This window comes from Streptomyces sp. NPDC085460, assembly GCF_044541975.1.
In the GTDB taxonomy this organism is placed as follows: domain Bacteria; phylum Actinomycetota; class Actinomycetes; order Streptomycetales; family Streptomycetaceae; genus Streptomyces.
This window is the reverse complement of the sequence record NZ_JBITTO010000001.1, coordinates 451202-463548: the sequence shown is the minus strand read 5'-3', so window position 1 is coordinate 463548 and position 12347 is coordinate 451202. Positions and strand designations below refer to the sequence as shown.

Sequence of the window (12347 nt, the reverse complement as noted above, 5' to 3'; positions counted from 1 at the left end):
AGGACGCCATCCGTGGCCACCTCCGTACGGGCGGAGCGGGGCGGCACCCCGCCGCCCGCCGCACCGCCCTCCCCGCCCGGCCCCCGCGGCCGCCGCCGCTCCGGCCCGGGCACCTGGCGCAGCACCCTCTACCGCTGGGACGTCAAGGCGATCCCGTACGTCTTCATCGCCCCCTTCTTCCTCACCTTCGCCGCCTTCGGCCTCTTCCCGCTGATCTACACCGGCTATCTGTCCCTCAACCGGGTCGAGCTCGGCGGCACCCCCGAGTGGAAGGGCCTGGAGAACTACACCGACCTCGCCACCAGCGAGTTCTTCTGGAACGCGCTCCTCAACACCTTCACGATCGGCGTCATCTCCACCGTCCCGCAGCTCCTGATGGCCCTCGGCCTCGCCCACCTGCTGAACTACAAGCTCCGCGGCCGCGGCTTCTTCCGGGTCGCGATCCTCGCCCCGTACGCCACCTCGATCGCGGCGGCGACCCTGGTCTTCGCCCAGCTGTTCAACGCCGACTACGGGATGATCAACAGCGTCCTGGACTGGGTCGGCATCGGGCCGGTCGACTGGAAGAACGCCAAGTGGCCGGCGCAGATCGCGATCTCCGTCATCGTCACCTGGCGCTGGACCGGCTACAACGCGCTGATCTACCTCGCCGCCATGCAGGCCGTCCCGCAGGACCTCTACGAGGCCGCCTCCCTGGACGGCGCCTCCCGCTGGCGCCAGTTCATCAGCGTCACCATCCCCTCCATCCGGCCGACGATCTTCTTCACCATCATCGTCTCCACCATCGGCGCCACCCAGCTCTTCGGCGAGCCGATGCTCTTCGGCGGCAGCGTCGGCATCAGCGGCGGCAGCGGCCACCAGTTCCAGACGCTGAGCCTCCTGATGTACGAGAAGGGCTGGATCACCGGCGCGCTGGGCTCCGCCTCGGCGATCGCCTGGGTCATGCTGGCGCTCCTGCTGCTCCTCGGCGGCATCCAGGCGCTCGTCTCCCGCCGCAACCGCAAGAAGCTGGGGGACTGACCATGGCCCGCACCCTCGACACCACCGCGACCGTCGAACCGAAGACGCCCGGGGAGCGCCCGGGGCGCCGCCGCTTCCGCCAGACGGCGGGTCGGCAGCACCACGCGGGACCGCTCACCTACGTCCTGCTCGTCATCGCCACGGTGGTCTCGCTCTTCCCGTTGTACTGGAACGTGGTCGCCGCCTCGCACACCGGCGATCGCGTGGTGCAGGCACCGGCCCCGCTGCTGCCCGGCTCCCGCCTGCTCGACAACCTCAGCTTCGCCTGGGACCAGGTCGACATGGGCGAGGCACTCATCAACACCACGGTCGTGGCGAGCCTGGTGGCCGCCTCCACCGTCCTCTTCTCCACCCTCGCCGGCTTCGCCTTCGCCAAGCTGCCCTTCAAGGGGCGCGGCATGCTGCTGTCCCTGGTGGTCGCCACGATGACGATCCCGCCGCAGCTCAGCGTCATCCCGCTGTACCGGATCATCACCGACCTCGACTGGTTCGACCAGCTCCAGTCCGTGGTCCTGCCCTCGCTCGTCGCGGCGTTCGGCGTCTTCTTCATGCGCCAGTTCCTCGTCGAGGCGCTGCCGGTGGAGCTGGTCGAGGCCGCCCGCATGGACGGGGCGCACAGCCTGCGGATCATCTGGCACGTGGTCTTCCCCGTGGCCCGCCCGGCGATGGCCGTGCTCGGCATGCTCGTCTTCGTCCAGGCGTGGAACGACTTCTTCTGGCCCTTCATCGCGCTCACCCCGGACGGCAACCCGACCCTCCAGGTGGCGCTCGCCGGCCTGGGCGCGGGCAACCACACCGTCGACCACGCGATCGTGCTGACCGGCGCGCTGATATCGACCGTGCCGCTGCTGCTGGTCTTCGCCTTCCTGGGCAAGCACATCGTGGGCGGCATCACCGCCGGCGCCGTCAAGAGCTGACCGGCCCGCCCCACTCCCGTACCGCCTTCCGCTCGGCTCCGTCCGGGTTCCGTCGCCGTCGCCGGACCCGGACGGGCCGCCCCGTACCCCGTGTTGGGAGCCCCCTCCTATGACCGCGTCCGAAACCCGGCCGCTCACCGCCGTCCGCCCGTTCCCCTCCGACTTCCTCTGGGGCGCGGCCACCGCCGCCTACCAGATCGAGGGGGCGGCCCGCGAGGACGGCCGTACCCCGTCCATCTGGGACACCTTCTCGCACACCCCCGGCAAGGTCTTCGAGGGCCACACCGGTGACGTGGCCGTCGACCACTACCACCGGTTCCGCGAGGACGTCGCCCTCATGGCCGAACTCGGCCTGAACGCCTACCGGTTCTCCGTCTCCTGGTCCCGGGTCCAGCCCACCGGCCGGGGCCCGGCCGTGCAGAAGGGCCTGGACTTCTACCGGTCGCTGGTGGACGAGCTGCTCGCGGCCGGCATCGAGCCCGCGCTCACCCTCTACCACTGGGACCTGCCCCAGGAGCTGGAGGACGCGGGCGGCTGGCCGGAGCGCGCCACGGCCGAGCGGTTCGCCGAGTACGCGGGGATCGTGGCCGACGCGGTCGGCGACCGCGTCAAGCGGTGGACGACGCTCAACGAGCCCTGGTGCAGCGCCTTCCTCGGGTACGGCTCCGGGGTGCACGCCCCCGGGCGCACCGACCCGGTCGCCTCGCTGCGCGCGGCCCACCACCTCAACCTCGGGCACGGTCTCGCCGTCCAGGCGCTGCGCGCCGCCCTGCCGGCGGACCGTCAGATCGCGGTCTCGCTCAACCTGCACGAGGTGCGTCCGCGCGGCGGCTCGGCCGAGGACCTGGAGGCGGCCCGGCGGATCGACGCCGTGGGCAACCGGGTGTGGCTGGGACCGATGCTGGAGGGCGCCTACCCCGAGGACCTGCTCGCCGACACCCGGCACCTGACCGACTGGTCCTTCGTCCGGGACGGCGACACGGCGGCGGCGCACCAGCCGCTCGACTTCCTCGCCATCAACTACTACGCGCCCACCCTCGTGGCGCACGTCGCCGACGGGGAGGAGAAGCCCCAGGACGACGGGCACGGCGACAGCGCCCACTCGCCCTGGCCGGGCGCCGACCGGGTCGCCTTCCACCGGGCGCCGGGCGAGCGGACGGCGATGGGCTGGCCGGTCGACCCGAGCGGCATGTACGACCTGCTGCGCCGCACCTCCGAGGCGTACCCGGACCTGCCGCTGGTGATCAGCGAGAACGGCGCCGCGTACGAGGACGTGGTGGGCGAGGACGGCGGGGTCCACGACCCCGAGCGCACCGCCTACGTGCACGCGCACCTGGAGGCGGTGCATCGGGCGATGGCGGACGGCGTCGACGTGCGCGGCTACTTCCTCTGGTCGCTCCTCGACAACTTCGAGTGGGCGTACGGCTACGCGAAGCGGTTCGGCATGGTCCACGTCGACTACGACACCTTGGTGCGCACCCCGAAGACCAGTGCCCGCTGGTACGCGCGGGTGGCGCGCTCGGGCGAGCTGCTCGCGCCGGACGCGGTCTGAGTCCGGACGCGACCGAGGGCCGTGCCGGGTCACCGGCACGGCCCTCAGGGTGTTCTGACGTCGGCTCAGATGTCGATCACGCGGTAGCCGATGACGTAGACGCCGCCGGAGCCCTCGACGCTGCGCCACTGGGTCTCGGCGCCGGCCTCGGTGCCGGTGACGAGGGTGGCGCCGAGCTTGTCGTCGCCGCCGAAGGTGTCCTTGTCCCAGAGGGTCAGGGTGCGGGCCTGCTGCTTGCCGAGGATGAGGGCGGCGTTGCCGTTGCCGTCGGCCATGGAGCGGACGTAGCCGGTGCCCATGGTCTGGTAGCCGATGCCGTTGCCCGGCCAGACCTTGACGGCGTTGCCGTTGGCGTCGGTGATCTTGAGGTACGCCTCGTCGTGGTCGCCCTCGCTGTTCTTCTGGCAGTGCAGCTCGACGAGTTCGATCCGGACGTAGTCGATCGGCTCGGCGTGGGCGGTGCCGGCGAAGGCGGCGATGCTGCCGAGCCCGAGGAGGGCGGTGGCGGCGATGCGTGCGACGCGGTTCTTGCGCATGGTCTTGTCTCCCCCGAAGGTGTTCGTTCGCTCGTTTCCTGTGTGCCGTTCCCCCGGCACGTCCCTCACTGTGCCGCCCCTCCCCCGCTCCGCTCTACGCGCGTTCCGCTGAATGGAACGTCCTGGGAAGGGAGTTCAGGGCGCGAGGGCGACGGGCGGGATGACGCGGTGCGGTACGCCCCGGGCGAGGGCGCGGCCGAGCGCGGCCCCGGCGTCGGCGACGGACGCGGCGAGGGCGTCGAGCCGCCGTCCGGCCGGCACCATCGCGGCGAGCGCGGCGACGGTCCGCCCGTCGCGGCCCCGTACGGGGAAGGCGGCGCAGCACACGCCGTCCATGACGTCCTCGCGGTCGAGGACGGGACCGCCGCGCAGGGGGCCGCGGAGGGCAGCGCCCGCGGCGGTGTCGAGCCGGAAGGCGGTGCCGTTCCGCACGGGCAGCAGCGGCTCCAGTTCGCCCGGGGCGGAGGCGACGACGATGGCCTGGTCCTCGCGGAGCACGGCGAGGACGACGCTGGCGCCGGTGGTGCCGCGCAGCCGCTGTACCGGCAGCCGGGCGGCGAGCCGGAGGCCCGGGTGGGGTTCCCACGCCTGGCCGAGCCGGTAGAGCTCCGGTCCGACGCGGTAGCGGGAGCCTCGGCGTTCCACCGCGCCGACGGTGACGAGCTGGTCGAGCAGCCGGTGGGCGCTGCCCTTGGGCACCCCGCAGGCGAGGGCGAGTTCGGTGACGCCGGCCTCGTCGCCGCACCGGCGCAGCGCGTCGAGGAGGGCGAAGGCCCCTTCGAGGACGCCCCGTCCGCGTCCGGGCCGGTCCTGCGCCTCCGTCCGCTCCGGGTCGCCGGGTCTCGGACGTGTCCCGTGGTCCATGGGTCGTGTTCCCCCTGTCTCTCCGCCCGGCCGTCGTCCCCCTGTGGCACGGCCGCGGGCGCCTCCCCACGATGCCGCAGACCCGGACGAATCACCTAGGGGTTCGGCGCCGGTGCGTCGCGGCCGGGGGCGCGGTGGGCGGTGAGCGCGGGCGGGGGGAGGGCAGCCCCGGAGGCGGCGGTGTCGGGGCGCTCCGTCCCTACGGCCGGAGGGGTGTCGGTGATGCGGTAGCCGACCCGGGGCGTCGTCGTGATGACGGACGGGTCGCCGAGTTTGCGGCGCAGTCGGCCGATGGTGACGGTCACCGTGTTGGTGAACGGGTCGGCGTTCTCGTCCCACACCTGTTCCAGGAGGTCCTCGGCACTCAGAAAGCCCGGACTGGCGCGCAACAACGCCTCCAGGACGGCCAGTTCCCTGACGGACAGGTCGAGTGTCCGCCCGCCGCGCAGGACGGTCCGACGGACCGGGTCGAGCTCGATGCCGGCGACGCGCAGCGTGCGGGCCCCGGCGGTGGGCCTGCGGCGGGCCAAGGAGCGGACGCGCAGAATCAGTTCGGGGAAATGGAAGGGCTTGGCGAGGTAGTCGTCGGCACCGAGGGTGAGCCCGCTGACCCGGTCACCGGGCTCCCCGGCCGCCGTCAGCATCAGCACCATCGGGCGGTCGTCCCGCTCCGTGATCATCTGGCAGAGCGCGTCGCCGTGGATGCCGGGCAGATCGCGGTCGAGGAGCACCACGTCGTACGCGTGCGTGTCGAGCTTGGCGGCGGCCTCCAGGCCGTCGTGCGCGAGGTCGACGGCCATCCCCTGGTCCCGCAGTCCTTCGGCGACGACCTCGGCGAGAGACCGGGCGTCCTCCACGAGCAGGATCCTCACGGTGCCGCCCCTTCCGCGCCGGGCACCGCCGGCAGCGCCACGGTGACCCGCAGGCCGCCCTGCGAACGGGCCAGGAGGTCGAGGCGGCCGCCGTGCGCGCTGACGATCGCCGCCACGATCGACAGGCCCAGACCCGAACTCCCCTCCGGCCCCGTGCGGGCGGCGCCGAGCCGTTCGAACGGCTCGGTGAGCCGCTCCACCCGGGCCTGCTCCAGGACGTTCCCGCCGGACTCGACCACCAGGACCGACTCCCCGGCGGTGTGTTCGGTGGAGAGGCGGATCCAGCCGCCCGTCCTGTTGTGCACGATCGCGTTGTCGAGGAGGTTCTCCACCATCCGGGACAGCAGCGCCTCGTCACCGCGTGTGCGGACACCCGCCCGCACCTCGTCGTCGACCGTCAGCGACCTCGCGGTGATCTCGGCGCCCCGCGCGGTCAGTGCCGCGCGGACCAGCCCGCCGAGCGGGACGACGGCCTCGGAGGCGGCCGGAGTGGCGTGCTGGGCGCGCGCAAGGTCGAGGAAGCCGTTCAGGAGGTGTTCCACCCGGTCGAGTTCGGCCCGCAACCGCTCGGCGAGGGCCACGGTCTGCGCCGACGGCTCCGGTTTGGCCACGGCCACGTCCAGCGACGCCCTCATCGTCGCCAGCGGGGTGCGGAGTTCGTGCGAGGCGTTGCCGACGAACCGGCGCTGCGCGGCGAACGAGGCTTCGAGCCGTTCCAGCAGGCCGTCGATCGTGTCGGCGAGCTCCTTGACCTCGTCCGCGGGTCCGGTGACGGCGAGCCGCTGGTGCAGGTTCTCCGCGGAGATCCGCCGCGTCGCCGCGGTGATCAGCCGCAGCGGGCGCAGGACGTGGCCGGCGAGGAGGTGGCCGAGGAGGAGGGAGGCTCCCGTCATCAGCGCCAGCGCGATCAGCGAGCCGACCAGCAGCCTGTGGTTCTGCTGCGCCTCCATGTCCGCGAGCTGCCCGCCCAGTTCCCGGATCCGCCGTTCGGCGGAGGCGAGGTCGGGCGAGCCTCCCTGCGGGCCTTCCGGGGTCCTCTCGGGGGCGCGACTGGTCACGCGGGTTCCGGAGGCGATCCAGGCCGACGCGAGCAGCAGGACGCCGGAACCGAGGAACCCTCCGGCGTACAGGAGCGTGAATCGCCGGCGGACAGTCCCGCCCCCTGGCCAGCCCATGGTCCACCCCTTCTCCGTGTCCGAGGGGACCAGCATGCCCGGGCGGACCTAACAGCGGTGTGACAGAGGCCGTTCGGACCACGTCATGGCCGGACCCGTAGACCAGGACCATGATTCCGACCGACGAAATCCTTCGACGGGAGTGGGCCGGGTTCCGGCGCGTGGGCAGGCTGATCGCGATGGCGGTCGCGGCCCTGGCCGTCGTCGCCCTCGGCCTGCTCCACACGTCCGCCGACCACACCTCCTGCGACGGTCCGTGCCCGCCCGAGCCGACCGGGCCGGGCGGCGCCCTCGTGGACGACCGGTTCTCCTTCCTCCACCGCGACCTGGGCGCCGACGGCGGCATCACGGTCCGGCTGACGTCGATGAAGGGCACGATCACGTACCCGCCACCCGATCACGACCGGATCGTCCCGGGGCTGGTGCCGTGGGCGAAGGCCGGGATCATCATCAAGGACGGCGTCCGCCCGGGTTCCACCTATGCGGCGCTGATGGTCACCGGCAGCCACGGCGTACGGATGCAGTACGACTACCGCCATGACATCGCCGGCAGCCGCGACGGGGTACCGGGCGCCGGCGCGGCGCCGCGCTGGCTGCGGCTGACCCGGTCGGGCGACACCGTCAGCGGTCACGAGTCGGCCGACGGCACGACGTGGTCGGAGGTCGGTACCGTGCGGCTTCCGGGGCTTCCCGAGACGGCGCAGGTCGGCCTGTTCGCGACGTCCCCCGGGGATCTGACGCTGCGGCGGACGGGCCTGGGCGGTGCCAAGGAAGAGGTTCGATGGACGCAGGCGGGCGGCACCTTCGACAGCGTCGCCCTCCGGGGCGCGGCCTCCGGGGGCTGGACCGACACCGGTGTCGGCGAGCGGAACCGGTCGGACTGGGAGAAGTACCACCTCGCCTCCGGCGCCGTGGAGAAGAACGGCACGATCACCGTCACCGGTGCCGGCGACATCGGCCCGTCGGGTGCCGAGGACGGCGCCCGCCCGGTGGAGAGCGCTCTGGGCGGCCTGGCCGTGGCCCTGCTCGTGATCCTCGTGGTCGCGGTGCGCTTCGCCACCACCGGGCCCCCCGCCGGGGCCCCGGGCGGCGGGCCGGTCACCCGTGACCGGCTCGCGGCGAAGGCGGCCGTCGTCGGGGCCGTCACCTTCACGACCGCGCTCCTCGCCCTGGCCGTCGTGGTCCCGGCCGGCGCGGCGATCCTGAAGGACAACGGGATCCCCGTCGTCGAGGTGTCGGCGGCGACCGGTGTACGGGTGGTCGTCGGTACCGCTGTCGCCCTCGCCCTCGCCTCGGTGGTCGCCCTCGCGCTCGGGTCCCTGCTGCGGCGGGCCTGGCTCGCGATCGTCGCGGCGGTCCTGCTGATCGTGGTCCCGTACGTCGTGACCTCCGTCCCGCTGCTGCCGGACGCTCTGGCCCAGTGGCTGCTGCGGGTCACTCCGGCCGCGGGCTTCGCCACCCGGCAGACCCTCGTCGAGTACGCGCAGGTCGTGGCCCACTACGCCCCCTCCACCGGATACTTCCCGCTTCCCTGGTGGGCCGGGCTCGCCGTGCTGTGCGCGTACGCGGCGACACTCCTGGGACTCGCCCTCCGCCGACTGCCGCGCGGCGACGGGGCACGGCCGTCGTCCCGGGCGTAGAGCCTCGGGCATGCCGAGGGCCGGGCCCGTCCTGGAGGACGGGCCCGGCCCGGTGACCGGCCGCGCGCGGGATCAGACGCGGTCGGCGGCGATCAGGACGTACTGGAAGGAGCCGTCCTTGTACGACTCGATGAACGCCTCCTCGATGCCGGTGACCAGGGACGAGGTGGCGCGCAGCTCCCAGTAGGGGAGGGTGTCGGGGGTCAGGTCGATGACGGCCTGGGGCACGAGGCGGTTGTCGGCCATGGCCTTGAGGTACTCGCGGCGCGAGTGGATGTTGCACTCGAAGTGGGCGTTGATCTGGGAGACCCACTTGGAGGGCTGGCCGTACCTGGGGTTCCAGCAGCCGGTGATGGTGACGTAGCGCCCGCCGACCTTGAGGAAGCGGGAGTGCTCGGCCATCAGGTCGTCGAGGTCGACGTACATGCTGGACTCGTTGTTCCAGGAGGCGGTGATGGAGCCCTTCTCGAACGGGGTGTCGAGCATGTTGCAGACCTGGGCGCGGACGTGGCTGTCGATGCCCAGCTCGCGGGCGCGCTTGTTGCCGAAGTCGGCCTGGGTGGAGGAGAGGGTGACGCCCTCGACCTTGCAACCGAAGCGCTGGTGGGCCATGACGCTGGAGCCGCCGCGGCCGCAGCCGGCGTCGACGAGGGTGTCGGCGGCGGTGACGGTGCCGAGGTGGTCGAGGAGGACCTCGGCCTGGGCGGACTCCAGCCGGTGCAGCTCGGTGACGAGCTTCTTCTCGTACTCGCTGTCCTCGGGGGTGCCGAGGGAGGCGTGGTCGACGGCGCCGATGCCGTAGTGGTGGTGGTAGAGGCCGTCCACGTCACCGAGGCGCAGGTTCACGGGCCGGGCCTCGGCGTTCCAGTAGCGGGCGATGTCGCCCTGGTACGGGGTCGCCGGGCCGGGGATGATCGCGGTGGCTTCGGTGGAGGTCAGCTCGGTGGTCACAGAGGAATCCATTTCTTGCGGGAAGGTGCTTACCAGAAGTCGGGCAGGCTGTAGCGGAACGTGTTGGTCTGGTGCCAGTAGTGGTTGCCGTCGACCCAGGTGGCGACGCCCTTGAGGAAGCGCAGCGCGGTGGGGACGGCGAAGGTGGCGGCCACTTCGGCGGCGGCGGCCTCGAAGGCGTGCATGAGGTCGTTGTGGACCTCGATCGCCTTGAGGTAGGCGTCGCGTTCGGAGAGCTTCTCGCGCTCGGCGAGCACCACCGGCAGGTTGAGGTGGACGCCGGGGCTGGAGAGTTCCTTGGTGTAGGAGTACAGGTCGTTGACGATGGTCGTCGCGTTGCCCGCGAGGGCGATGACCCGCTGCATCTCCGGCCGGGCGTGCAGGTCCGCCGGCAGTTCGTAGCCGCCGACGGTGTCGGTGATGGTGGGGCAGGGGCGGAAGTTGTTGAACTGGCGCATGGCCAGGTACTCCCACACCTCGGGCATGTGGCCGGTCTCCGACCAGGCCGCTTCGGCGAGGTAGCCCATGTGGAGGCGGGCCATGTCGTGCCGGAAGCGGTCGGACTGGGAGGGCGAGGCGGCGCGGACGAAGTACTCCATGGCGGAGCGGTAGGCGCGGCGCGGGGCGTCCGAGCCGAGCGATTCCGCCCACGCCGGCGCGTACTCCGTCGTGGTGTGGAGGGGGTCGAGCGCGGTGTGCGCCATGAGGAGGCGGCCGCCGAGTCCGATCGGGGAGCCGCCGTGGTCCTCGCAGTAGCAGTCGTCGACGGCGTTCTCGGCGACCATGAGCCGGGTGGCGAGCATGACGTGGTCGACGGTCGGGGCGTCGGGGTGACAGGCCACCATGTAGCGGCCGACGGAGAAGCCGTCGAACTGGCCCTCCCATTCCTCCGGGTAGAGCTCGACCTCGTCCAGGGCCCAGTCCTTGATCCGGCGGCTGACCTCGTCCACGCGGGCGGGGTCGGGGTCCGGGACGGGGTGGAAGTAGAGGCCGGGGATGGGCCGGCCCTCGGCCGCGGGGGCGGCCTCGGGGGCCGGCGCGGCCGGGCCGGGGAGCCCGTCCGGCACCGGGGGCGGTGCCGGACGGGTGAACGAGACGGTGGCCGTGCCGAGTCCGCTGGGTCCGCCGGGGATCCAGCGGGGCGCGGCCTCCGGCGCGGGCGCCTCGGTGGCCGGGCCGGTGAGGGCCCGGTCGAGGACGTCGGCCCCGAGGCGGGCCGCCGCCGCGGGCAGGTGTGCCGGCAGGGGGGAGAGCCCGGGGTCGGGCATCCGTAGCTCCTTGCTGAGTGGGGTGGTCCGTCCCGGACGCGGGACGGCCGGGGCCGTCAGTCGCGGCGGCGGGCGATCTGCACGTTCTCCATCACGCCGAGGGCGTCGGGCACGAGGACGGCGGCGGAGTAGTAGGTGGTGACCAGGTACGACATGATCGCCTGCTCGCTGATGCCCATGAAGCGGACCGAGAGGCCGGGCTCGTACTCCTCCGGGATGCCGGTCTGGCGGAGGCCGATGACGCCCTGGTTCTCCTCGCCGGTACGCATGGCGATGATGGAGCTGGTCTGCTCCTTGGTGATCGGGATCTTGTTGCAGGGGAGGATCGGGACGCCGCGCCAGGCCGGCACGGACTGGCCGCCGAGGTCGACGTGGTCCGGGTAGAGGCCGCGGGCGTTGAACTCGCGTCCGATGGCGGCGATGGTGCGCGGGTGGGCGAGGAAGAGCTTGGTGCCCCGGCGGCGGCTGAGCAGCTCGTCCATGTCGTCCGGGGTGGGCGGGCCGGAGTGGGTCTGGATGCGCTGCTTGAAGTCGGCGTTGTGCAGGAGGCCGAACTCGCGGTTGTTGACGAGCTCGTGCTCCTGGCGCTCGCGCAGGGCCTCGATGGTCAGGCGGAGCTGCTCCTCCGTCTGGTTGTGCGGGCCGTTGTAGAGGTCGGCGACGCGGGTGTGGACCTTGAGGACGGTCTGCGCGACGGAGAGCTCGTACTCGCGCGGCTTGAGCTCGTAGTCCACGAAGGCGCCGGGGAGGACGGCCTCGCCGACGTGCCCGGAGGACATCGCGATCTCGGCCTCGCCGTGCTTGTTCTGGGCCTGCTCGGGGAGGGTGCTGAACGCCTCGATGTGGGCCTGGAGGGCCGGGGAGTTGGCCTTCACCGCGGCGAAGTCGGCGCGGGAGAGGGTGAGGAGGGTGCCGGCGGTCTCGGCGGTGGCCGTGTAGTCCCAGGTGGCGTCGGCGTCGAGGAGCGCGTTCTCGCCGAAGCGGTCGCCGTCGCCGAGCACGGCGACCGCGACGTCGTCGCCGTAGGGGCCCTCGGAGGTCTGGCTGACGCGGCCGTGGGCGAGGAGGTGGATCTCGCCGGCCGCGTTGCCGCGGGTGACGATGATGTCGCCGGCGGAGAAGTCGCGCTGGACGCAGCGGTCGGCGAGCGCGGTGAGCACGTCGACGTCGTCGAAGCCGCGCAGCAGGGCGAGTTCGCCGAGCTCGCGGGGGATCACGCGGACGGTGGCGCCGTCCTGGACGAACTCCACCCGGCCGTCGCCGACGGTGTAGCTGAGCCGGCGGTTGACCCGGTAGGCGCCGCCCTTGGTCTCCACCCAGGGGAGCGTCCGCAGCAGCCAGCGGGAGGTGATCTCCTGCATCTGCGGGGCGGACTTGGTGGTCGAGGCGAGGTTCCGCGCGGCGTGGGTGCTGAGGGACTGCTGCGGGGGTGCCGCCTGGGCTTCCGGGCTGGTGTCGACGGTCATCGGACCGGGGTCTCCTTAGCGAGGGTGGTGACCGGGCACGGCGACACGCCGGACCCGTCGAGGAGGGGAATGGAGGGAGGGCGTCC

At 72.6% G+C, this 12347-nt stretch carries 10 protein-coding genes and 1 pseudogene; 4 read left to right on the top strand and 7 right to left on the bottom strand.

Translation table 11 applies throughout. From position 1 onward, the window contains the following. Window positions 1-12 precede the first annotated feature (12 nt). The 3 genes from ACIGHB_RS02140 (at window position 13) to ACIGHB_RS02130 (ending at window position 3489) form a co-directional block, all read left to right on the top strand. Complete coding sequence (locus tag ACIGHB_RS02140; RefSeq protein ID WP_360310123.1) at window positions 13-1020, top strand: sugar ABC transporter permease; 1008 nt, start codon at window positions 13-15, stop codon at window positions 1018-1020. 2 nt (window positions 1021-1022) lie between these two features. Continuing rightward, window positions 1023-1937: a carbohydrate ABC transporter permease gene (locus ACIGHB_RS02135; protein WP_360310121.1), complete on the top strand. Its 915-nt coding sequence runs from the start codon at window positions 1023-1025 to the stop codon at window positions 1935-1937. A 109-nt stretch (window positions 1938-2046) separates the two neighbouring features. Then, on the top strand, window positions 2047-3489 hold the full coding sequence (locus tag ACIGHB_RS02130) for a GH1 family beta-glucosidase (protein ID WP_399908756.1): 1443 nt from the start codon (window positions 2047-2049) through the stop codon (window positions 3487-3489). Window positions 3490-3554: 65 nt separating this feature from the next. Here the strand turns inward: ACIGHB_RS02130 and ACIGHB_RS02125 are convergent, their stop codons facing one another. From ACIGHB_RS02125 to ACIGHB_RS02110, 4 genes and pseudogenes are all read right to left on the bottom strand, one after another. Next, window positions 3555-4025, bottom strand: a complete 471-nt coding sequence (locus ACIGHB_RS02125; protein ID WP_360310117.1) for a hypothetical protein — start codon at window positions 4023-4025, stop codon at window positions 3555-3557. A 135-nt stretch (window positions 4026-4160) separates the two neighbouring features. Further along, window positions 4161-4889, bottom strand: a complete 729-nt coding sequence (locus ACIGHB_RS02120; protein WP_399908754.1) for an IclR family transcriptional regulator — start codon at window positions 4887-4889, stop codon at window positions 4161-4163. A gap of 221 nt (window positions 4890-5110) precedes the next feature. Beyond that, window positions 5111-5761, bottom strand: a pseudogene (locus ACIGHB_RS02115) (response regulator transcription factor); the annotation flags it as partial. Beyond that, window positions 5758-6972, bottom strand: coding sequence for a sensor histidine kinase (locus ACIGHB_RS02110; RefSeq protein ID WP_399908752.1), 1215 nt, complete (start codon window positions 6970-6972; stop codon window positions 5758-5760). The pseudogene ACIGHB_RS02115 and the gene ACIGHB_RS02110, both read right to left, overlap by 4 nt. 74 nt (window positions 6973-7046) lie before the next feature. On the opposite strand from ACIGHB_RS02110, the gene ACIGHB_RS02105 reads away from it, so the two are divergent. Further along, a complete protein-coding gene (locus ACIGHB_RS02105; RefSeq protein ID WP_399908750.1) occupies window positions 7047-8576 on the top strand; it encodes a hypothetical protein in 1530 nt (509 codons plus the stop codon). A gap of 72 nt (window positions 8577-8648) precedes the next feature. Here ACIGHB_RS02105 and ACIGHB_RS02100 read toward each other — a convergent pair whose 3' ends face one another. Genes ACIGHB_RS02100 through ACIGHB_RS02090 form a run of 3 tightly spaced genes read right to left on the bottom strand, consistent with a single transcriptional unit; the run spans window position 8649 to window position 12261 of the window. Continuing rightward, a complete protein-coding gene (locus ACIGHB_RS02100; RefSeq protein ID WP_360310109.1) occupies window positions 8649-9527 on the bottom strand; it encodes a geranyl diphosphate 2-C-methyltransferase in 879 nt (292 codons plus the stop codon). Window positions 9528-9556: 29 nt separating this feature from the next. Next, the gene (locus ACIGHB_RS02095) at window positions 9557-10795 is read right to left on the bottom strand and encodes a family 2 encapsulin nanocompartment cargo protein terpene cyclase (protein WP_399908748.1); all 1239 of its coding nucleotides are present in this window, start codon (window positions 10793-10795) and stop codon (window positions 9557-9559) included. Window positions 10796-10851: 56 nt separating this feature from the next. Continuing rightward, window positions 10852-12261, bottom strand: a complete 1410-nt coding sequence (locus ACIGHB_RS02090; protein WP_360310105.1) for a family 2B encapsulin nanocompartment shell protein — start codon at window positions 12259-12261, stop codon at window positions 10852-10854. Window positions 12262-12347 lie beyond the last annotated feature (86 nt).